Raw genomic sequence first — 21,330 nt, 5'->3', positions numbered from 1 at the left:
GTTCAACATTTGTAACAACACCTAATTCTTTGTGAAAGCAAAAAGGCCTAACTAGATCTAGATCCGTTAGGCCTTTCTCGGGGGTAGGATGCTAATGCATTTTTAGGCATTCTACTGACGCCTTATTCAGTTGGTTTTTCGTCCGTGGTAACCGTCTTGGTGGTTTTCTCCTCTCCGTTTGGCGTGTCATTCGTTTGGGTTACGGTTGTCTTGGTTTCTTGGGTGGTCGAATCGTGATCGATCTGCTTTGTTTGTTCTGTACTGGGCATACGAGGCTAGTTTAGATTGAGCCTTTAGAACGGTTTAGAGAACCGTTTGTTCCCCAGACAGTGGTTTTTGTTGTTGATCAGAAGTGCCACAAATTATAAACGCACGTTCGTGATTCGTGGCAGTCTATCGTAAAGTTACCCTTCTAATTGAGGAAGACTATATTCTTTAACGTCCTAACGCTTTCGGGGTAGAGTGATACGATCAACTACTCGAACTTAATCACGTTTACTTTATCGATGCAACCCGCACAAAAGTTGAAGATTAACCCGTCCGCCTGACCGCTATACTGTTGCACTGCCTTATCAATAAACTTATCTCGCAGGTCGGTATACTGTTGACTACCTAGTGAATTGAGGCCGAGTTCCTCGCTGCTAATAACTCCAACCAGATTATATTTTCGGATAGGCACGGCATCAACAAAAAGATAAAATCCACCCTTTTTAGCCGCCTGACATGTAGCATCACTAACGAGAGAGGGATGGCTGGCATTAGATTGAAGTTGAGACACCGGCTGCTTTTGCGCTTTCAAATCTCGAACAGCCTGTTCGAGTTGATCAATTTTTTGTTGTTGGCTATTTCCTGAACAACCTAAGACAAATACTAAGGGGTAAATTGCAAATGGTAACTTCATAGAGTGAGACAGATAGGAAAAGGGTATAGAGTGAGCGAAAATACATTAAATTAATAATTGGACTTGCCACCTTCTACTGGACAGCAGAATCACGCGTACTTTAATGCCAGTGAAAGATTGCAGGTTCAATTGGTTGTCAAAACACAAATTAAAACACAAAAAATGTGTTACTTTGTTACAAAATCATAACAAGTGTAAGCGTTGGTTCAGAGTGATGAGTTGAGAGATTTGGCCAGAGAACGACTTCAGGAGGCTGAGCTTATGGTTGCGAACAACCTCTTTCAAGGTGCTTATTACATTTCTGGTTATGCAGCTGAATTTGCGTTCAAAGCATTGATTTGCAAGCGCCTTAATGTTCAGGTGTTTTCAACCACAGGTATAGAAGGGGCTTCTATCGTTTCAAAGGCCGTTCAAATTCACAATCTACCTGCACTAATGCTCTTCTCAGGGCTATATACAGACTGTAAGACAAGGTGCAATCAGGATGTTGAGTTTTTCAAAGCTTGGAATAAAGTATCCCAATGGTCTGAGCAAAGAAGGTATGATCCTTTAACATGTGACAGGCAAACCGTAATAACATTTGTTAGATCTGTTAAAATCATAATGGAATGGACACTGACACATTATTAAATTCCCTTTCGAATCTTTTTCGTGGCGAACGCGAATCAGGGCTAATCGTCGATCGAGTTGGCCTGGCCTTAGCGTATGATGGGATGGTAGGAAATTCTTATATCCTGGCGGTTAGCGCCCCCTCACTAGCCGCTAATTATGATTGTGGTGACAAAGCTGATACAATTATTGATTTGCTTTTCTCTAAATTTCCTGCTGAACAAAGAGCCCAAATTGATAGAGTTCGCGTCTATGATTCTTCTCAAGAGTTTGAAAGGCACGCTAAATGTAATTTCGATGAACAGTTTTATGGATACTGTGAAGCACCACTTTCTAATAGATCAGCCACAAGAGCTATAGCATAATGCACAAATCCCAGCTGAAGTATCTAGGTTTTGTGCATCATGGTATCATGTTACTAAATCACACATAAAGCTTGTTGCTTCTTACTGAATTGGAGTGAGAATCAATTTATTGGAACTCAAAGGCACTTTACATCTTGGATGGCATTGCTTCACTGCCTGTTATTCGATGAACCACTCGCTCAAAGCATTTTATTATAGGTGTTTCAATCCTCGGATCGTTGCTTGATATGCTCGAAATGCCTTACCAAATTCCTCAGTGAATTCATAGTTACTGAATTCATATTCTTCATTAAGACCAGTAGCAGTGCTTAGACTTATTTCACCATACCTTACGACAGGAATCTGATAGTTTCCCTTGAATCGTTTATCTGGTGTGCCGTTCTTGTTCACTTTTGCCCAAGTTTTATCAATAATTTTTGAGTCTTTTGGGATTGTACCCGTCTCGGTGAACCTCACAGAGCTTTGTTGCAATGATATTTCATCCAATCCAATAATAGCAAAGTCTGTTTTTGAGGAGTACATTACCACGAAACAGGGATAAAAGTATAAGTCAGCTCCATTTGCGTTGTTAAAACAAAGAGCTTCAAAATCTGACTTTATTCCAAGCAATGATTTCATACTGAAGCTTACTTCGCGCTTTTTTACCACGGTCCCGGCTGAAGAACGTGTTACTCTCCTATCCTGATGATGTGCACTAGTAACATCCCAAATTTTAGCACACCTTGTCAATTGTCTGAATGCTGCAGTAAGAGTTTCGTAAAGCTTTTTAATCTCCGGGTCAAATTCGATGTCAAGATTTACGTAGCTATTTTCAACTTCTTGCTGTATTCGATTAATCGCTTCTTTTTGCGCTCCAATATCACTTTTGATATTTTCTGATATAGACTTCTTTACCAATCCATACAGAAGTACATAACTTGCCACTAATCTCAACTTAGATACTCCCAAAATCGCTTTGGTTTTCAAAAGGTCATTTTTGAGTTCTTTTCTCTGCTGCTGGGCTAACAAAATTGTTTCCTTTACACCCTGCATGTTCTGACTGGTGATCTCTTGAATATCAGCACTAAATATATTGTCTTCTAAATCGATTGGCGAATGATTATAAGGATGAGGAGCCGGGTTTAAGGATGAATCTGAACCAGAGAGTTTATGTCTGTTGTACAGGCCTAAGCCTGGAACACTTGTATTCAAATACGCACCAGATCCATTAAAGGTGACATTTGCCCCTTTTACACCTATCGAAGTGCTAATACCTCTTTTACTTAGGTTTAGGTGGACACCCGGTATTATTTTAATCCTTTTGCGGTAAGACCAAGCCATTGCAGTACTAGAGAAGTTATCTAAATTCACAAATTTGAATCGGTCAGATGCGAACTGACTTTGACCTATTATGGTAGCCTAATTAAGACGCTTGACTTGTCAGCTGAGCCCCCAAGACGGAAGCATAAGACCCACCTTGGCAGAGCATTTTCTCTGCCATGCGCAATTTCAAAGATACACCGAGCATCGTTCGCCCTGTTGTCCGAGGCCTGTGAACGCACCACTTGTTTCAAGCATACGTAGTCTATTACAATACGCTCTAAGTTCATATTTAAATATCTAATTTACAGTATCTTACCCCTTAAAGTAAGCTTTAAAAGATAAGTTATCTTCTGTTTCGCGAGGAAATAACAATACGTATAGGCAACTCAGCAAAGGCCACGTGTATATACTGATTTTATTATTTGGTTGTAGAATACTGGTCTGAGATCCTTTCTAAGCTACTTTTCAGAGCCGATAAGCAGCCACATTGAATAGGGTCTAACAGAAAACCGACCGTAATCTGAGTAGTCCGGATGATTGATTCTCCAAACGACGAATATACATGTATATTGGCAAAACTATCTAAAGGTATACTATCTACTTGCTTAAATGCCATAATCAGTAGTTAAGTATATCTACAATAGTATAAATGCTGGTCATTTGACTTTAATATACGTTTAATAAAATTGGCGTCCGCTTAATTAATCATCCCTTAATTTGCACGGATGAACTTGTTCACATCATAAGCGCATACATGGCAATCAATCTTGTTAAAGGGCAGAATATTGAAATTGGTTTGTCTCGAGTCGGCGTTGGCCTAGGCTGGGACCCTAATCCGACAACAGGACACGATTTTGATTTAGATGCATCTTGTTTTCTACTGGGCAGCGATGGTAAGCTGCCATCTGATCAGCACTTCGTTTTTTATAACAATCCTCAATCACCTGATAAAGCTGTTGAAAGCTCCGGTGACGATCGTACAGGTGGTAGTAGCGATGGAGATGATGAAACCCTGACTATTGACCTGACGCTAGTCGAACCAGCTATTCAGGAAATAATATTTGCCGTCTCAATCTACGATTACGCTACTCGACGGCAGAACTTTGGCCAGGTTCGTAATTCATTTATTCGCATATACGACGCATTAACTAATCAGGAAATTGCCAAGTATGAATTAGGGGAAGATTTTTCCATCGAATCCGCCGTTGAGTTTGGCCGACTTTACCGGCGAGGGACCACTTGGAAGTTTGCCGCTATTGGCCAAGGCTATTCGGGTGGTCTGCAAACTTTAGTAGATAAATATCAATAAGCACGAATCTGCACAATATGGCAATTTCATTACAAAAAGGTCAAAAGATTAGTCTGATTAAGGAAAGCGGCGCTAAGCTCTCTAATGTATGCGTTGGTATGAACTGGGGGGCTATCGAAAAAAAAGGACTATTTGGATCCAGTAAAGAAGCTGTTGATTTGGACGCTAGTTGCGCCATATTCGATGAACAGAAAAAACAGCTCGACTTGGTGTATTTTGGTAATTTGAAATCAAAGGATGGCTCAATTAAACACTCCGGCGATGATCTAACAGGTGATATGGCTGGCGATGACGGCTTAGATAACGAAGTTATTACGATGGACTTCTCTAAACTAAGTTCTACGGCTACGTACGTTGCCTTTGTCGTCAACAGTTTCAAAGGGCAGGATTTTGCGACGATTCCTTTTGCCTCCATCCGAATTTATGAGGGAACGCCCAGTCGAGTCGATCAAGAATTTGCTAAGTATAATATTGCTAAAGAACCTTCCTTCAGCGGTCACGTGGCCATGATATTAGGCGTTTTCTATAAACGAAATGGGGAATGGAAATTTAATGCTATTGGGCAGCCAACGACTGACAAAGGATTGCGAGAGACGATGAATACGGTCGCCCAACGGTTTCTTTAGCCTTCTACGGCTTGCTTATTTTTAAACTTACCTGATATCAATCCCACACGCATGGCAATTAATTTACAGAAAGGACAGACTATTAATCTGGAGAAAAATCAGTTTGATCTTTCCTCAGTCACTATGGGGTTAGGATGGGACATTAAAAAGTCTGGTGGACTACTCAGTAGTCTATTTGGAAAGGCACAGAAGGATTATGATTTAGACGCCATTGCATTTTTGTTAGACGCCAATGATCAGGTTGCGGTCTTAGGTGACGAGAAGCTAAAGGGCGGTGATGTTATTTTTTTTAATAACATGACCCATCCGACCCGTCAGATTTGGTTAACGGGTGATAATCGCACGGGGGCGGGCGATGGCGATGATGAACAGATTATTGTTAAGTTGAATTCACTCGACACCCGTTATCAGAAGATTGTTTTTTTGGTCACTATTTATCAGGGGCGTCAGAACAACCAGCATTTTGGACAGGTAGAGAACGCATTTATCCGGGCCGTAGACGGAAGAGGCGTTGAGATGGCGCGCTTTAGTCTTTCCACAGACGCTTCTTTCAACGGCATGTGTTCCATGCTTTTCGCTGAGGTATACCGACACGCGGGTGGGTGGAAATTCAGAGCCATTGGGAATCCTTATCAAACTGATACGTTTGCACACCTGCTCAAAAACTATTTACCTACTCACTCATGAGACGATTACCGGTTTACTTACTTCTAGACACGTCAGGCTCAATGACGGGCGAACCCATTGAAGCGGTTCGAAATGGCGTTCAGGTACTGGTTTCCACCTTACGGCAAGATCCCTATGCTTTAGAGACAGCTTATTTGAGCGTTATAACATTTGATAGCACCGCTAAGCAGGCAGTGCCATTATCTGAGTTGACAGCTTTTCAAATGCCAGCTATTCAGGCAACTGGTACAACATCCTTAGGCGCAGCGTTGTCATTGGTAGCTACCCAAATGGATAAAGAGGTGCAGAAAAGCACAGCTGAAGTAAAAGGAGATTGGAAGCCTCTGGTCTTCTTAATGACGGACGGAATGCCCACGGACGACTGGAAAAGGGGACTGGCTGAGTTTAAGAAGCGAAAGATCGGGCTAGTAGTAGCCTGTGCTGCTGGGCAAAGCATTGATACTACTGTACTGAAACAAATTACCGAAATTGTTGTGCAATTAGATACAGCTGATTCTAGCACGATTAAAGCGTTTTTCAAATGGGTCTCTGCCTCAATTAGTATGGGTAGTCAGAAAGTAGAGACCAATAAAGAGGTTGGTGGCTTGAACGAACTCCCACCTCCACCCCCAGAGATCAATGTAGTTGTGTAATTAATCTTCTTATCAACATCTTAATGGCAATCAGTTTACAGAAAGGCCAGCGTGAGTCGCTGAGCCAACAAAAGTTTTCAATTGGTTTAGGCTGGGACACCAATGCATTTGACACAGGTGGAGCCTTTGACTTGGATGCCTCCGCCTTTATTCTGGGCGAGAGCGGCAAAATTCTCTCGGATCAACACTTCGTATTTTATAATAACCTGACTACACCGACGGATGCCGTTATTCACTCAGGAGACAATCTAACGGGGGCGGGTGATGGTGATGACGAAGTAATCAATATCGATTTAACTCGTATTGAGCCAGCCGCTCAGGAGATCAGTTTCGTGGTAACTATTCATGAAGGTGAACAACGAAAACAGAACTTTGGCCAAGTCCGTAATGCCTTTATTCGGATCTTCGATCCAGCTTCGGGTGCCGAATTAATGAAGTATGATTTAGATGAAGACTTCTCCGTTGAGACTGCCGTTGAATTTGGCCGTCTGTACAAACGAGGAACAGATTGGAAGTTCGAAGCTACAGGGTCAGGTTTTAAAGGTGGTTTGGAGTTTTTTCTTAATAAGTACAATTGATCTATTAGTTTTGAAAAGTAACTTTTACAACAATTGATCAATGGGCTATTAATTCTTTTAGAAAAGGCCTCATGATTTGTTCGTAAAGCACTTTTGTGATTATTAAGAGCTCAATCTCTTCCGCCATTCTCACTATGTGGACCGTTGAATGAGTTTTAACCAAATCTTGCTACTGCAAAGTGCTAGACGTAGCTAGGAAAAATTGGGGAAACTGATATGCATTGCTTATTGGCCGAAAGCTTGCGACGACTAATACAGGGCTGAGTGCTCATAACAATCAATGGACTATAGACATTATTCATTTGACGTCTGGCTGACCTTGATCCGGTCAAATCCAAATTTCCGACGCGAACGAACCGCTTATTTCGACCATTATTTTAATCCTTTGGGACGATCGCTTAACCAAGTGGACGAATTAATTCGTGAGGTAGATTTAACCTGTACACGTATTAACGAACTGGTGGGTAAGAATATCGATTCGCTTGAGTTAGTCCTGCTAATGGCCCAACGGTTAGGCACCGACTTGAATCAACTGACACGTGAGCGCCTTATAGGTGTACAACAGGACTTAAGCCAATTATTCCAAGAGTACCCGCCGCAGTTAATTGACAAAGAAATACCATTGGTGTTATCAACTTTGCGCGCAAAGGGTATTACTTTATCACTACTCAGTAATACAGGACTAATCCGGGGCGCTTCACTTCGACAGTATTGGGATAAGCTAGGTATTGGTGAGCTATTCTCGTTCCAACTTTATTCAGATGAAGTAGGATTATCAAAGCCTAATCCGGCCTTCTACGCCATGTTGTATCAAAAGGCTCGCCAATTATCAGAGTACCAGTTCGACTCGTTGCAATCCAAGAGTATTATTCACATTGGTGACAATCCGGTGGCCGATGAAGCAGGAGCAAGGGCCGCTCAATTAAGTACTTTTTTAATCCATCCTGATAAGCCCAAATTTAGAAAACTATTACTTTGAGAAACGATATATACGCACTTCATCCGTTCACAGACCGCACTACATCCGGTTTTAGCCCCGCTGACTACAGTAGGTTTAAATTTGGTGACGGTGAGGCAGCTCGTCAGTTTGGCAGGACATTAGCACAAGGCTTCATTGGCCAGAAATTACCCTACATCCCAGCCGAAACGCGGCTTGTAGTTTTACCCAGTCCATACGCATTCATACCAACCGCTTCGTATTGGATGGCACAAGCCTTTCTGCGCGAGTTGAACCGCTCGCTAGTTGACCAAGCTCGTCCCGTGGCTCACGAGGTTAAGATTAGCCGAACGATCACGTACCGCGACGACTATGGTAATCTGACACTTGAGGAGCGAATACGGCTAATTGGCAATGACTCATTTCAAGTTGATTCAGCTGCTCTGCTGGGTAAAACCTTAATCTTTATCGACGACATCCGAATTACGGGCAGCCATCAACATGTCGTTGAGCGTATGATGGCTCAGTATGGCTTAAAAAATCCCTGCATCTTTGTATATTATGGTCAATTGACTGACCCTAACGTACATCCCAACATTGAAAACTATTTCAACTACTACGCCATTAGGTCTCTCGCTGATCTAACGCCAATTATCCAGTCATCCCAGTTTCGAATCAATACTCGGTTGGTAAAATATATTTTAAATCACTCACCAGCCGATGCACACTCGTTCTTAGAACAACAATCGGGGGCATTTTTAAACGAATTGTACGATATGGCTCTTGGGAATGAATACCACTTAATTGGCGAGTACGAGCCAACGTTGACACTAGTAGCCCAACTGTTAGATGTAACTAACTTTCAAGAATTATGAGCCGTCGATTACCTGTCTATTTATTGATTGATACATCGGGTTCTATGCGGGGTGAACCCATTGAGTCGGTAAAAGTAGGAATACAAACATTACTAGCAACCCTACGTCAAGACCCTTTTGCCCTCGAATCAGTCCACCTAAGTCTCATTACGTTTGACCGGGCCGTCAAGCAGTTGTTACCCTTAACCGAACTAGAATCCCTTCAGCTACCTGATATTCAAACACCAGAGTCTGGCCCGACTCATCTGGGTGAAGCGCTGGAACTACTTTGCCAGAGCGTAGACGTAGAAGTACGTCAGTCCACCGCCGAGGTCAAAGGCGATTGGATGCCTTTGTTATTTATCATGACCGATGGTAGCCCATCCGATTTGATGAAATACCGCGAGATGATCCCACAAGTGCAGCGCCGACATTTCGGCAATATTGTGGCTTGTGCCGCTGGTCCTAAAGCGAAAGATAACTACTTACAGGAATTGACTCCTAACGTATATCACTTAGACACTACGGATCGGGCAACATTCATGCAGTTTTTCAAATGGGTTTCTGCTTCAGTTAGCGCGGGGAATCGCAGTGTGGGTGCCACGTCCGAGGCAGTACTGCCCCCCCCGCCCCCAGAAGTACACGTCGTTTTGTAAGGCAATTTTCACCACATCGATTCACATGCGCCGTTTACCCCTTTATTTTCTACTAGATGTCTCCGAATCGATGGTAGGTGATCCTATTGATCGGGTCCAAGACGGCATTGCGACAATTATACGCGATCTACGCACCGATCCCTACGCACTTGAAACAGTATACGTTTCCATGCTCATCTTTGCGAATAAAGCCCGTCGCCTCGTTCCCCTGATCGAGATCTCACAGTTCTACCCACCCCGACTTCCAATTGGCTCTGGCACCTCGCTAGGGGCTGCCCTGTATTTGCTTATGGATGAACTGGATAAACAAACTGTTCGAACCTCGGCTCAGACGAAAGGAGACTGGAAACCTTTGGTTTTTCTGTTAACAGACGGTGTACCAACGGATAATTACTCATCGGCCTTGGACGAGTGGAAAGCACGTTTCAAGGCGAGGGTGAATCTAATCGCAGTTAGTTTTGGCAACAGCGCTGATACGAATGTACTCCAGGAACTGACTGAACATGTATATCGCTTCGAGGACACGGATCCAGCAGCCTACGCCCAGTTTTTTCGCTGGATCTCCCAATCCGTTAAATCCTCAAGTATTGCGATTGACCAAGGCCAAGGCGATGGGATAAATCTCGCCAAAGCTAGCGACGAGTTGCTACAGAAAGTAGATGTCAAAACCATTCAACCCCGAGCATCAGTAGATGATCGGTATGCTGTTTTACTCGCAAAATGCCAAACTACGCAAAAGCCATACCTAGTAAAGTATGAGCAAACGCATCGTTCACCGGACGCTTGGCTTGGTGAATTAAATCTGCAAACGCGGGAGTACCGGCTACTCGGTGCCTACGGAGTAGATCAGGATTATTTTGAGTTATCTAATGATCAGGAATCTGCGGCATCTGTTGATACCAACGAATTAGTTGGTTTTCCTCACTGTCCCCACTGCGCTAATCCGTATGGATTTAGTCTTTGCATCTGCGGCAAGCTATTTTGTAGCGGGGAAGAGTCCATTGCTCGTTGCCCTTGGTGTGAGAACCAAATGCAGATGAGCGCGGGAGATAGAAACACGACTATAAACCGAACGGCTGGATGATCACAGTAACTTTACAAGACTATTTAGCCAGCTGTTTAAAAGAACCTGTAGAAAGCGAACGGCTATCTTCCTTTCTGGCGCAACCTGATACAGCGGAAATAATCAGCCACCTTGAAGGCTTGGTGAACCAGTTAACCGCCCAGTGGCAACAAGAAGCATTTTCGGAGACTCCTCCAACTTTTGGACCAATTAATACGGACCCTCCTAAATCAGACGATTCTGTAAATGATCAAGGAAACAGACCTGAGTCGATAGATTTTACTGACGATCCCGATGCTAACCTGATCGAGGGTGCTACATTACCCCAAGATGTGCAGATTATAAGTTCGGTGAACCCAACTCACTCTACTACTCACTCTGAAGAAACAACTGCGTCTATGCGTTTTGCTCCCACTTCTGAATCTCAGCCATCCACCGTTAGGGCTCATAGAGCAATTTCAATGGCCAACGCGACAGTTGGTAAGCCTTATATCTATACTCTTGACTTTAAAGCGATAGGTTTGCCTGATCTATTCGATCACGCATTAGAGGTTGACACCGCCACAGGTTTAAGTTATGAATCGGCTACGCAAACAGTCAGCGGCACCCCTTTAAAGGCCGGAGAGTTCAATTTCGAATTAACGTATCGCCCGGTAACCAGTGAGCCGGATCGGCCAACGCTGACTCAGTTAGTGAAGCTATTAGTAAATCCAGACCCGCGATCATTGTGGAAAGAGTTACCATCAGACGCACAGGACCCATATTACAAGCCGGATTTGGATCAAGGATTGGTTTCAGATGGTAATATTCGGATGGTTGCGGCTAGTGTTCGAGGACGTTCTCATGCACATGAAGGTAAATTTCGCGACGACGATTTTAGTATTGAGCACTTAACAGAAACCGGCTGGTATTTGCTATCTGTTGCAGACGGGGCGGGTTCGGCCCGCTACTCACGCCGGGGCGCGCAGCTAGCCTGTCAGACGGTTACTGAGTATCTGAAAACGAATGTTGATCCCGAAAGCTGGGAGCGCTTGGAAACAGACATTCAGCAATACGCTCAGAATCAACAAGAAGCACTTGCCGGCACGGTTAAGCGCAGTCTATACGATGTACTAGGCAAAGCCGTCTTTGCAGCCTATAAATCGATTGAGAGCGAAGCACAAAAGAACAATGCTTCACTTAAAGATTATGCGACCACACTTATTACGGTCTTAGCTAAACCAGTAACGAGTGGCTGGTTCGTAGGGGGGTTCTGGGTAGGTGATGGTGGAGTGGGTATATACCAAGCGGAAGGGGAACCCCTGCTGCTGGGCGTGCCGGACGGCGGTGAATACGCTGGCCAAACTCGCTTTCTCACGATGCCTGAAACCATCGCAACTAATTTCTTTGACCGCTTTCGCTTTGCCTTCGTTGACGATTTTACAGTGGTTATGCTCATGACCGACGGCATTACCGATCCTAAATTTCAAACGGATAATAATTTAATGCGAAAAGAAAAGTGGGATGAGTTATGGGATGAGCTTCAACAAGCTGTTTCATTCGCCGACGATCAAGACGCGCCCAAGCAACTTCAAGACTGGCTAAGCTTCTGGTCGCCAGGCAATCACGACGATCGCACAATTGCACTACTCTACACCTATGCCGGTTACCCGAAAAATTAAAGCCCTCGACGGCACGGACGTTGAGTTTGTCGATGAAATTATTGGTTCAGGAGGGATGAAAGATGTGTACTTCAGCCCTGACCGGACATATGTTGTCGCGTTTTTTCGCGATAAGCAGGATTTTAACGCTAAAGACCGCTTATTGAACATAGCTGGGCCTTACCGGGATCGTATTTATAACCAGGTTGGTGGAGAGTATTGGAAAGACAAATTCTGCTGGCCTACCAAAGTGGTTGAGTACGAGGGGCGGCTGGGTTTAGTAGCTCCGGTGTATCCTAAGCAATTTTTTTTTCAGTTTGGCTCGAAGAACGATGATTTTTTAGGCATCAGGGGGAAGGAAAAAGAAGGCAAATGGTTTGCTTCGGCGAATAATCAGAACAAATTTCTAGATACCCGTGAACGGGGCAACTGGGTACAGTACTTCCGCATCGGAATTCTGTTGAGCCGGTCAGTCCGTCGAATGCACGCGGCCGGTTTAGCCCACTCTGATCTGTCTTATAAAAATGTGTTAGTCGATCCAGTAACGGGTGGAGCGGCCATTATTGACATTGATGGATTGGTCGTACCGGGCAAGTATCCACCGGATGTAGTTGGTACGCCTGATTTTATCGCACCCGAAGTGATGGCTACGAATCACCTGCCCAAAGGCGATCCGAATCGGAAATTACCATCTCGAACAACTGACTTACATGCGTTGGCGGTCTTAGTATATATGTATCTTCTCTATCGCCATCCGTTACGGGGTGGGAAAGTGCATGCAAAAGATCCTCAGAAGGACGAAGAACTATCAATGGGTTCAAAAGCATTGTTTGTTGAACATCCCACGAATAAATCGAATCGACCTAATCTAAATGATGTTAGACCCAGCTATCTGCCCTGGGCCGACATTATGAAACGACCCTACACAATTACAGGACCGTATCTAAAAACTTTGTTTGATAAAGCATTTGTTGATGGCTTGCACAATCCGGGCCTTCGCCCAACAGCCGATGAGTGGGAGCAAGCTTTGGTGAAAACAATCGATTTGATGCAGCCCTGCCAGAACCCTGATTGTGAGCAGAAATGGTTTGTGTTTGATAATTCGACCAAGCCAGTTTGCCCCTTTTGTGGAACGCCCTTTCGTGGCCAATTGCCCGTTTTGAACTTGTACTCAGCCCGTACACCGGGTAATTTTAAGCCGGACAATCACCGACTTATGGTATACAGTAACCAGTATATTTATCCCTGGCATGCCAGCAATCATATTTTCCCTAACGAACGATTAACTGATAGCGAGCGTCAACCCGTTGGCTATTTTGTGTTTCATCAAGGGCGATGGGTACTCGTCAATCAGACGTTAGCTGACTTAACGGATGTTAGTGAACAGAAGACTATTCCCATTGGGCAGATGCTAGAAATTCGCGACGGGCAACAGATTTTATTATCCAAGCAAAACGGCGGGAGACTGGCCGTAGTTCAGCTAATATCTAATTAGTTAACTGACTTTCAAACCAAACATTGATTATAAAACTATGAATACAAGTGAACTATTAACCCTTGTGGTTATGCTATTTAATATAGCCCTGCTCGAAGTCATGCTAAGCTTCGATAATGCAGCCGTAATTGCCTTACGAGTACAACACCTGCCTGACGGTCCACGTCAGCGGGCCACCTATTACGGTGTGGTTGGGGGCATTGTATTCCGGGGCCTATTGCTGTTTATGGCCGGCTTTATCTTACAACTATTCTGGCTAAAAATTTTAGGTGGTCTATACCTACTATACATTGCCTATAAAGGTCTGACCGAAGAGGAAGATAATGAGGGGGAAGGGATAAAAACAGGTCCAGGCTTTTGGATGACAGTGCTCATCGTTGAATACTTGGATCTAGTTTTTTCGCTGGACAATGTATTAGCTATTGCTTCCATGGCCAAGCTGCCGGTAATTACGCCTAGCTTAGCTACTTTCGGTGATGATATTACCAAACTAATTGAGCATTCCGGTTTCTGGATTGCCGCCTTTGGTACAGTAATAGGCATGCTAGGAATGCGCTTTGCTTCTTCTATTTTTTCACGACTGCTCGATAAATTTCCATCTGTAAGCCGCATTGCCTTATGGGTAGTAGGACTACTAGGTGTAAAAATTACGCTAACAGGTATTCTGGATTTCTTCCCAGTTAGTACGTTTCGTACTATATTGGAGAGCCATGAAACAGATATGGCGTTCTCGTTTTTAATCCTCATTATGTTCCTCTGGCCAATGTTGCGTCAACTAGTTACACGAAAAAGAGGCAAGCGTACAGCTACACCAATAAGATGACTGGTATCTTATTAATTAAAAACATAAAATGTATGGAAAACTTAATCTCTATTGAAGATTTAATTGAAGAAGTTATTGAAACCAGATTTCAACGAGAAATTAGAAACATAGGGCGTCAAAATTACAGTATAATTAAGAATGACTTTATAGATGAAGCTAATTCTGATATTTCATTTGATAGTGGTGGCGGTGAAAAATTTGACATCGGAATTGATTTTGGTATAATATTATCAGTGCTTCAGATTACAATAGAAGTTTACAAATTTTACAAAGACAAAAATGCAACAAAAAAAACAGAGGAAGAAATAGAAAGAATTGTTTCGGAGAAAATGTTGCAATATGACAAAAATAGGCTAGATTCTAAAACAACTAATCTAATTATAAGAGAACTAATAAAATCGATCAATAAAAAATGAAATTGTTTAAAGACTGGGTAGCAAATCCTTTTACGCTGTCTTTAAAAGATACACTCCGAAATCTTCCCATAACAATTCCAGTAACATTTTATTGCATTTCATCATTTGTCACAAATCATAATATCCGTTGGATACTTATCATCTTTGTAGCTTTTGTATCGGAAATTTTACTTATGCACTTATGCGTTATAATTAAGTCTATAAGCTCAATATCAAATTTTTATGATCTTCTGAAAGACAAAAAGTTTCTTTTAAGAGAAATCCCTAGAATAGAAGAATATATAATAAGCAAAAAAATTTTAGAAGACATTAATAGTTTTTTACCTAGTAAATTTCGACTATCTCTTATAAGATTTTACAATCAATTTGGAATAGAATACAAACCTATAAAAATTTATTTATATACTCCTGTTCCATACAAGAATGAAATCAAAAGAAGTAAAATAGATTTTATAGTTCCTACAGCTTACTCCATTGGCTATGAGCCGGGTTCTTCTATCATATTACTACCATATTCGGAAGAGGATTTAAGAGATCCGCTCACAAAATTTAAACTGTATCATGAAATTGCTCACGTTCTTCCAATAAATCAAAGACATGATTCTGCTGTTTGGCTACATGGTATATCCTCCACAATCGTTTGCTTTATAGTAATAGTATTATTCGGTAAAAGCATTTGGATAATTGTTTTAATATCTCTCATATTATCCAAGGATCTTTTACATTTTCAGCGAGGAATATTTGATTTGGTGAATGAATGTAGAGCTGACCACTACTCATATAGCCAACTGGATGACACAGAATTAATGGTCGTTAGTGAAGATTTGATACTACAATGGGAACGTGATATAAATACATCAACCAATTCACGTGATATTATTCAAAAAAGAAATAGGTTACAAAGCTTACAAAGGTATGTCACAGCAAGTGTCGACATGAGAAGTTTTACAAAACCACAATACAGTCGAGTCTGGCCATACACAACTGTATTATGTATGTTTATTCTAGGCTTTTTCAACAATACAGTTCCTTCTAATTTGACTGTGCTATTCTTTTCGATATATCTATTTGTTTTAGGTCTTATGATAGATCTAATCAATCGTGCTATTAAAAGATCTCAGTTTATACTACAGGATATAATTGCAGAAAAACTATATTGATATTGGAAAGTGAATAGGTATTTGCCGGGGTAACAAACCTGTAACGGTCGTTCCTGGTTTGTTACCCCCTACCCATTGCGATCAGATTCAGTCATCACAGGATCAGTTAACAACTGTTTCAGGTTTGCATATTCCTCTCGCTCCAAAAGGTCAATAGCTCCCCCTGTGGCTAACCGGATTCGATCCCGGCATTTGCTAATGCGAGATAACAGCGGCTGAATGATCGTATTGCTGTGATTAATGAAATCGTAGAGGTCTCCTTCACACGAGGGAATTTTGTAGCCTTTGGTACTGCTGGCAATGATGACACCCGCATCCCGAAGTGGAGCAATCACACGCGTTTGAAAATAGTGCAGAGTAGGTAAACTACCGCGCCGTTCCTCAATGTGAGCTATCAATTCCCGGCTCGAGATGTAGCGTGTGGGATCAACATGACGGAAGTGAAACAACAAATAATTTAAGCACGTAACCTGGTCAATTTCTTGTGGAGAACGACTGGTCAGTTTACGATGCAAAAAGTCTTGACCCAAGCCTACACATAGTTCCGCTAAACCAGCATTGTAATTGGCTTGATCGGGAACGCTCTGGGCTACCACGGGCGCAAATACGTCTGGCCAGTATTTCAGGGTAAGCAGCTTAGGTTTCAAGAGTTGTACAAAGCTTGCTCTTTCGGATGATAGTACCGTTTCATCATAACACCGGGCTAGGGTGCCCGCTACGAAATCAGCCGCCTGGATGAGAAGACTTGCTTGGCTGTTCACAAAGCGAAAACTAGCTTGGTTAAATAGGGTGGGTACATGTCGATTATAGATGTACTGGGTGAATCCCTGCATAAAACTCTCGTCACCGTGTCGATCCGCTACTAATTCCAGATTGGGGAAGCTCCGGTAGAGTTCTCGGTCGGCTAGTCCATGCAGAAACTTGTAAAAGGACCCTTTGTAATAAAATCCCTCCCCGCGTAATTCTCGTTTATCGACGACGAGGGCAAATAGTTGAAAGGGAACCGTTAGCAGTTGTTTTAGGATCAAGATCCGGCGCTTATCATCGCTGCCTACTTTGGCCGATTTGATAGGCCCGGTTTGAAAGAAGCGCTTACGCACAGTTTCTAATTGAGTTTCAGCCTCACTAAGCTGTTCTTTGCGTAAGGTGATAGCGGTGACGATGAAATGGGTGGAAACACCCTGCTTGGTAAAGTCAAGGCCATTATTTCCCCATTCGTCTAGGAAGGCAATATGGTCATTCATTGGGCAATTAGTAAGCTAGCCAGCAAGTTACTGAATGTCGCTAACCTTATACAGATTGAGATTTAGTTTAAGAACTTGGTAGGTGATTTTAATAGTCTAAGCTGCTACGCTCTGCATCATCATCCTCTCTTTTTGCTTCTTGCTCGTAGCCTTTCGCCAATCTCTCTAGAATGGTAGTAACAATCGGGAATCTATTTCTGTGATACTCGGCTAATCTATTAAAATAAGCTACTAACTCTCTTTCTCTAACACCACCATCAAAAGGACCTCGTGAAGAAAAACCCCGTTTATTATAAGTTGCAGAAGAAAAGCCAGCTTTTATACTATCAGTGTTAATTTGCTCAATAACACTACATATTTCGTCTGGTGGCCAGTGATCAACATCTTCCCTATACTGAGCAAGTGACCGACCTATATAACTATCTGCTGCTTCGAGGCGACCATACTGATCGGCTAATTCTCGCACCCTGCTTATCCAACCATTGAGAAATTCTTTATCAATATGCCCATCCTTATCAACACCAGGAATTTTTTTCCAAGACTCTAATAATTCATATGCGTGTAATCCTCTATTTTGAAGTTGTTCACTGTTTAAGTTTTCTGATTCTACTTCACTAGATCCTTCACCCGGCTTATGAACCCATTTAAATACTTCAATAAAGAATTCAGGATTTTGACTTAATTCATCATGAAGATGTTTTGTATTTCTACCCCTTCCATAATTTTCTAAAATGGAAAGATAAAACCATTCTAACTGGATAAGGGTCTGGCGTTCGACATCATCTCGGTTGTTCAATACTTCGAAAGAACGCTGTACTTCATACCCTTGAAGCTGACCGTTTTCTTCTGCTCTTTCAGTGGCCAGTTTGACTAGAATTTTTACCAACAATTCAGTCGGTATCTCTTCTACAAAGGAGGTACAAGCATGAATTGCACTTACATACCTCTTGTGATCAAGCAAATAATTTAATCCTCTGATCTTTTCTTCAATGGAAATGTGGTAGAAATGAGGCTGAACTTTTAACCAGTATGCTTTCCCAACTTCTTCATCTAAGCTATCAATAAAATTCCAGACATTTCCGGATTGATTCAAGGGGAGGAGAACAAAAGCTAATCTAGCATTAGTATAACCAGTCTGTTCTAACTGCCTATATAGTTGAATGGCCCATTCTGTACCATTGACAACAGACTTTCTAAATATAAATCCACGAAAGAAGCCTGAAGTATCATCACTGTTTAGCAGTTCAGCAGCAGCCAATATATCTTGTTCATCGTCCACTATTCGACCCGCTGTATCTCCTAAAATTATAGGTTCTTTAACAATTGCGCTTAACTCTTTTATTTTCTCAATCCCATATTCATTATATATACTCTTCAAACCCGCAACTCTTTTGTCATCAATAAACTGTTGTTGTTCTTCATGTGACAATTTCAATCGCTCAATGCCCTCTGGAAAGCTTGGCCATTGTTCATCAAACATCCACTGCACTTTGATAACTTCATCTGTAGGTTCTAATAAGTTAAATAATTCCTCGTAACGCGCTAAATCGTCTGTGTGCAGAGCCCATTCCGCATCTGGAAATGAACGATGATGAGATAGAACTCCTCGAACAGCGTGCCATGCCTGGTATGTTGTTTGATTGACTTTGTCGAAATTTAACTTGATAAATGACAACACTTTGTCTCGATCAGGCCAACTCATGCTCACTGATTGCTTGATCAGCTTCGTAAGTTTTAATTCTGAATAATCAAAAATAGATACCAAGATGTCTACGACGACTGAGTGCATTTCCCACATTTCTCTGTAGGATACAGGCTTGTTCGATATTTCATCAAACCTTCTCCAGCGCATTTTATGGTTAGGGTGCCCTACTTCTCTCCCCCCTTCTGGTAGCATCCTTATGAGTAAAGTCCAACCTACTTCTGGTTCTTTAGCGGCAATCAATTTCAATACATCCACTCGCTCGGTGAACGATGCTAAAGTTTGATAATACCAGGGTTTGAAAACGCCTGATAAGCTATTAATTGGTCGATTGGACAGTCTCCCCCCTGGATCAGCAGCTGATAGCTTTGCTAATATCAAAGACGAGCGGGATAGATATTCAGGAAGCCAAGCAACACCTTCAAGTGCCCAAAGTAACCCTGTATGGTAGCTGTTTGCTGTCAAGAAGCCAGGCTCCTCCTGGAATAGATCTAGTATTGATGAACCATCGGATTTCAAATGATTGTCAACTTGATTTAGAAATTCACTTGGAGCAGCTTCAGCAATCAGTGGCAAATAATGCTCAAATGATTTCCACAGAAGCGGATCAGTATTTGCCAGCAAATGAGCAACGGTATGATTCACAAGGCTTTCTGCTGATCCAGGCAAATCAAATCGTAACTGATTACCAAACACAGAAACTAAAATTAATGATTGAGTTATCCCTTCTCTAATCCATCCGGAATATTGTCTTGTTTTGCCATAAATTGTCGCCATATGCCTTTGCTGAGGGTCTAGTTCAAAGGCTGGATTCACCTCATTCATTACTTCGAGAAAACAATCCTGAAGTTTCGCAAAGTCATCTCTTATTAGATATTTTGACGCATTAGTCCAGACATCTAAAGGCGAAGCTAGCCGCCATGTATTACCGATTTTTATAATTGGTGAATCTGCCGTATGTAACCAACGGGTAAGTTTTTTGGTATATTCTTCATAACTGCTATTAGCAAGCCGAGCAACAATTTCTTTATCACTTTCGTAGTTTTCATCCCACTTACCAACTAATAAAGCAGGAATTATATCAGACACATTTTCTGACTTAGCCCAATCAGGCGTGTTTCTAACAAACTCCAGCGTTCTCCGTAAAACAGTAATGTTTCTGAGGGATTCTCGAGAATATTTTTCGGCTAACTCTTCTGAGATACCTGATTCAACTAGTGATTTAATAAATGAATCTCGATCTATTTTGGGTAGGATGATTTTGTCACTCCAGTTTTCAGCAGCATCTGCACCTAGTGGTACAATAACATTATGACCGTTCTTAATTGCTCGGTTGAATATCCCTTCATCTTCGAACCTAACTATAAAAATTAGTGGTGTCTTCAGAACGGAAAGTTGTCTGAAGGCTTCTGGCGTGTCTACGATCAAACTTCTAGCAAAGAAGTCTTCTTCCTTATCAGGATTGTCTTTGAACGCCGAAATAACAAAAGCTAGTGCTTCATCTCTGGATGTACCCTGAATAGCAGTCAAAGCCGGATTCTCTATACTTGAGAGTAGTTCATTAACTTGCGGCCTTCTTCCACCTAACAGTATTTGAGGCTGAAGGCTGATCTTTGGGCCGCTTGACCATTCATCCCAGAAATCATCTGCCGGTCGAATACCCTCATTTGGATATTTGCCTAAATGCTTAATAGCTAACCAAGCAGCTACAGTAGGTGCGGCCTCAAGCCATTCTTCAAGCCTCTCGGCATTGATAACTCGAATATCTTTCCAGATACCATCTTTCTTCTTTTCTTTTATCCACTCTTCACCTTTCGTCCACAACCTCGGGGTTACAAAAACAAAAGTGCTTTCAGCCGGATCAAAACCCAAAGGATTATCGGTCCTTTTTTGATAGTCGTCGTCAGCTTTTCCTTTTGGGTCTGAGTTAGCACCAAATTCCCATAGGGAGGTGCCCAATGGCAGATAATCTGTTTCCTCACTAACTACGAGAATACCATCCCAACCACCAACAAGCACATTTTCTCCGGATGGAAATTTTATGCTTTTAATTGAGTTGGAAGTCGCTCGAATCAGTTTTCTTATCAGTTGTGGTAAGGTTTCTTGGCAATCTCTTCTGTTTGCCCAAGCCCGTAAATCAGTAGTATCAACCCAGTTCATAGTATACGTGGATAGTTATTACAACATATAAAAGATAAAAACTGTCGTTATCTCATTTACTTTTCCTAAAAACTGCAATCTGCATAAGTTGGATATATTATATCTACCAAGCGTTTTTATAATATATGCATCTAAGTTTACTCTCATTACATAAGATTTTTTACATAACAA

General features: G+C 42.1%; 20 protein-coding genes. 15 read left to right on the top strand and 5 right to left on the bottom strand.

Annotated features, from left to right (window positions below; genetic code table 11):
* Positions 1–122 precede the first annotated feature (122 nt).
* Together ACYU87_RS26240 and ACYU87_RS26235 are read right to left on the bottom strand one after the other, a co-directional pair.
* On the bottom strand, positions 123–269 hold the full coding sequence (locus tag ACYU87_RS26240; protein WP_461136975.1) for a hypothetical protein: 147 nt from the start codon (positions 267–269) through the stop codon (positions 123–125).
* Positions 270–475: 206 nt separating this feature from the next.
* Positions 476–901, bottom strand: coding sequence for a hypothetical protein (locus tag ACYU87_RS26235; RefSeq protein ID WP_461136974.1), 426 nt, complete (start codon positions 899–901; stop codon positions 476–478).
* A 608-nt stretch (positions 902–1,509) separates the two neighbouring features.
* Between ACYU87_RS26235 and ACYU87_RS26230 the strand changes: the two genes are divergently transcribed.
* Positions 1,510–1,875, top strand: coding sequence for a hypothetical protein (locus ACYU87_RS26230; protein ID WP_461136973.1), 366 nt, complete (start codon positions 1,510–1,512; stop codon positions 1,873–1,875).
* 192 nt (positions 1,876–2,067) lie between these two features.
* Here the strand turns inward: ACYU87_RS26230 and ACYU87_RS26225 are convergent, their stop codons facing one another.
* Positions 2,068–3,225, bottom strand: coding sequence for a DUF4236 domain-containing protein (locus ACYU87_RS26225; protein WP_461136972.1), 1,158 nt, complete (start codon positions 3,223–3,225; stop codon positions 2,068–2,070).
* 706 nt (positions 3,226–3,931) lie between these two features.
* Here ACYU87_RS26225 and ACYU87_RS26220 point away from each other — a divergent pair.
* The 14 genes from ACYU87_RS26220 (at position 3,932) to ACYU87_RS26155 (ending at position 16,053) form a co-directional block, all read left to right on the top strand.
* Complete coding sequence (locus ACYU87_RS26220; protein WP_461136971.1) at positions 3,932–4,486, top strand: TerD family protein; 555 nt, start codon at positions 3,932–3,934, stop codon at positions 4,484–4,486.
* 17 nt (positions 4,487–4,503) lie between these two features.
* Positions 4,504–5,112, top strand: a complete 609-nt coding sequence (locus tag ACYU87_RS26215) for a TerD family protein (protein ID WP_461136970.1) — start codon at positions 4,504–4,506, stop codon at positions 5,110–5,112.
* Between the two features lie 51 nt (positions 5,113–5,163).
* Complete coding sequence (locus ACYU87_RS26210) at positions 5,164–5,799, top strand: TerD family protein (protein ID WP_461136969.1); 636 nt, start codon at positions 5,164–5,166, stop codon at positions 5,797–5,799.
* Positions 5,796–6,431: a vWA domain-containing protein gene (locus ACYU87_RS26205; RefSeq protein ID WP_461136968.1), complete on the top strand. Its 636-nt coding sequence runs from the start codon at positions 5,796–5,798 to the stop codon at positions 6,429–6,431. The genes ACYU87_RS26210 and ACYU87_RS26205 overlap by 4 nt, the downstream gene beginning before the upstream one ends.
* 23 nt (positions 6,432–6,454) lie before the next feature.
* Positions 6,455–7,009: a TerD family protein gene (locus tag ACYU87_RS26200; protein ID WP_461136967.1), complete on the top strand. Its 555-nt coding sequence runs from the start codon at positions 6,455–6,457 to the stop codon at positions 7,007–7,009.
* A gap of 280 nt (positions 7,010–7,289) precedes the next feature.
* Positions 7,290–7,988: an HAD family hydrolase gene (locus tag ACYU87_RS26195; RefSeq protein ID WP_461136966.1), complete on the top strand. Its 699-nt coding sequence runs from the start codon at positions 7,290–7,292 to the stop codon at positions 7,986–7,988.
* Entirely contained in the window at positions 7,985–8,821 is an 837-nt protein-coding gene (locus tag ACYU87_RS26190) for a phosphoribosyltransferase family protein (RefSeq protein WP_461136965.1), read from the top strand. Before ACYU87_RS26195 ends, ACYU87_RS26190 begins: the two co-directional genes overlap by 4 nt.
* Positions 8,818–9,456, top strand: coding sequence for a vWA domain-containing protein (locus tag ACYU87_RS26185; protein ID WP_461136964.1), 639 nt, complete (start codon positions 8,818–8,820; stop codon positions 9,454–9,456). Before ACYU87_RS26190 ends, ACYU87_RS26185 begins: the two co-directional genes overlap by 4 nt.
* Before the next feature lie 25 nt (positions 9,457–9,481).
* Positions 9,482–10,540, top strand: coding sequence for a TerY-C metal binding domain-containing protein (locus ACYU87_RS26180; RefSeq protein WP_461136963.1), 1,059 nt, complete (start codon positions 9,482–9,484; stop codon positions 10,538–10,540).
* A complete protein-coding gene (locus ACYU87_RS26175) occupies positions 10,537–12,180 on the top strand; it encodes a PP2C family serine/threonine-protein phosphatase (RefSeq protein ID WP_461136962.1) in 1,644 nt (547 codons plus the stop codon). The genes ACYU87_RS26180 and ACYU87_RS26175 overlap by 4 nt, the downstream gene beginning before the upstream one ends.
* Positions 12,158–13,654 (top strand): protein kinase domain-containing protein, encoded by a 1,497-nt coding sequence (locus tag ACYU87_RS26170; protein WP_461136961.1) that lies wholly within the window; start codon positions 12,158–12,160, stop codon positions 13,652–13,654. Before ACYU87_RS26175 ends, ACYU87_RS26170 begins: the two co-directional genes overlap by 23 nt.
* Before the next feature lie 37 nt (positions 13,655–13,691).
* On the top strand, positions 13,692–14,477 hold the full coding sequence (locus tag ACYU87_RS26165; RefSeq protein WP_461136960.1) for a TerC family protein: 786 nt from the start codon (positions 13,692–13,694) through the stop codon (positions 14,475–14,477).
* Positions 14,478–14,509: 32 nt separating this feature from the next.
* Positions 14,510–14,893 carry a hypothetical protein gene (locus tag ACYU87_RS26160; RefSeq protein WP_461136959.1) on the top strand — a complete coding sequence of 128 codons (384 nt, stop codon included), beginning with the start codon at positions 14,510–14,512 and terminating at the stop codon, positions 14,891–14,893.
* Positions 14,890–16,053: a hypothetical protein gene (locus ACYU87_RS26155; RefSeq protein ID WP_461136958.1), complete on the top strand. Its 1,164-nt coding sequence runs from the start codon at positions 14,890–14,892 to the stop codon at positions 16,051–16,053. Before ACYU87_RS26160 ends, ACYU87_RS26155 begins: the two co-directional genes overlap by 4 nt.
* Before the next feature lie 68 nt (positions 16,054–16,121).
* Here ACYU87_RS26155 and ACYU87_RS26150 read toward each other — a convergent pair whose 3' ends face one another.
* Both ACYU87_RS26150 and ACYU87_RS26145 read right to left on the bottom strand, forming a co-directional pair.
* Positions 16,122–17,297: a DUF3800 domain-containing protein gene (locus ACYU87_RS26150; RefSeq protein ID WP_461136957.1), complete on the bottom strand. Its 1,176-nt coding sequence runs from the start codon at positions 17,295–17,297 to the stop codon at positions 16,122–16,124.
* 88 nt (positions 17,298–17,385) lie between these two features.
* Complete coding sequence (locus ACYU87_RS26145; protein WP_461136956.1) at positions 17,386–21,159, bottom strand: hypothetical protein; 3,774 nt, start codon at positions 21,157–21,159, stop codon at positions 17,386–17,388.
* Positions 21,160–21,330: the final 171 nt, after the last annotated feature.

Source organism: Spirosoma lituiforme, from assembly GCF_054776635.1.
This window is presented reverse-complemented; position numbering and strand designations above follow the sequence as displayed.

Bases quoted from the DNA above. Each gene is read 5' to 3' on its own strand.
- ACYU87_RS26185 (WP_461136964.1), top strand. From the start codon at position 8,818: ATGAGCCGTCGATTACCTGTCTATTTATTGATTGATACATCGGGTTCT.
- ACYU87_RS26145 (WP_461136956.1), bottom strand. From the start codon at position 21,159: ATGAACTGGGTTGATACTACTGATTTACGGGCTTGGGCAAACAGAAGA.
- ACYU87_RS26195 (WP_461136966.1), top strand. From the start codon at position 7,290: ATGGACTATAGACATTATTCATTTGACGTCTGGCTGACCTTGATCCGG.
- ACYU87_RS26170 (WP_461136961.1), top strand. From the start codon at position 12,158: ATGCCGGTTACCCGAAAAATTAAAGCCCTCGACGGCACGGACGTTGAG.
- ACYU87_RS26235 (WP_461136974.1), bottom strand. From the start codon at position 901: ATGAAGTTACCATTTGCAATTTACCCCTTAGTATTTGTCTTAGGTTGT.
- ACYU87_RS26205 (WP_461136968.1), top strand. From the start codon at position 5,796: ATGAGACGATTACCGGTTTACTTACTTCTAGACACGTCAGGCTCAATG.
- ACYU87_RS26175 (WP_461136962.1), top strand. From the start codon at position 10,537: ATGATCACAGTAACTTTACAAGACTATTTAGCCAGCTGTTTAAAAGAA.
- ACYU87_RS26240 (WP_461136975.1), bottom strand. From the start codon at position 269: ATGCCCAGTACAGAACAAACAAAGCAGATCGATCACGATTCGACCACC.
- ACYU87_RS26180 (WP_461136963.1), top strand. From the start codon at position 9,482: ATGCGCCGTTTACCCCTTTATTTTCTACTAGATGTCTCCGAATCGATG.
- ACYU87_RS26230 (WP_461136973.1), top strand. From the start codon at position 1,510: ATGGACACTGACACATTATTAAATTCCCTTTCGAATCTTTTTCGTGGC.
- ACYU87_RS26150 (WP_461136957.1), bottom strand. From the start codon at position 17,297: ATGAATGACCATATTGCCTTCCTAGACGAATGGGGAAATAATGGCCTT.
- ACYU87_RS26155 (WP_461136958.1), top strand. From the start codon at position 14,890: ATGAAATTGTTTAAAGACTGGGTAGCAAATCCTTTTACGCTGTCTTTA.
- ACYU87_RS26210 (WP_461136969.1), top strand. From the start codon at position 5,164: ATGGCAATTAATTTACAGAAAGGACAGACTATTAATCTGGAGAAAAAT.
- ACYU87_RS26200 (WP_461136967.1), top strand. From the start codon at position 6,455: ATGGCAATCAGTTTACAGAAAGGCCAGCGTGAGTCGCTGAGCCAACAA.
- ACYU87_RS26165 (WP_461136960.1), top strand. From the start codon at position 13,692: ATGAATACAAGTGAACTATTAACCCTTGTGGTTATGCTATTTAATATA.
- ACYU87_RS26220 (WP_461136971.1), top strand. From the start codon at position 3,932: ATGGCAATCAATCTTGTTAAAGGGCAGAATATTGAAATTGGTTTGTCT.
- ACYU87_RS26215 (WP_461136970.1), top strand. From the start codon at position 4,504: ATGGCAATTTCATTACAAAAAGGTCAAAAGATTAGTCTGATTAAGGAA.
- ACYU87_RS26160 (WP_461136959.1), top strand. From the start codon at position 14,510: ATGGAAAACTTAATCTCTATTGAAGATTTAATTGAAGAAGTTATTGAA.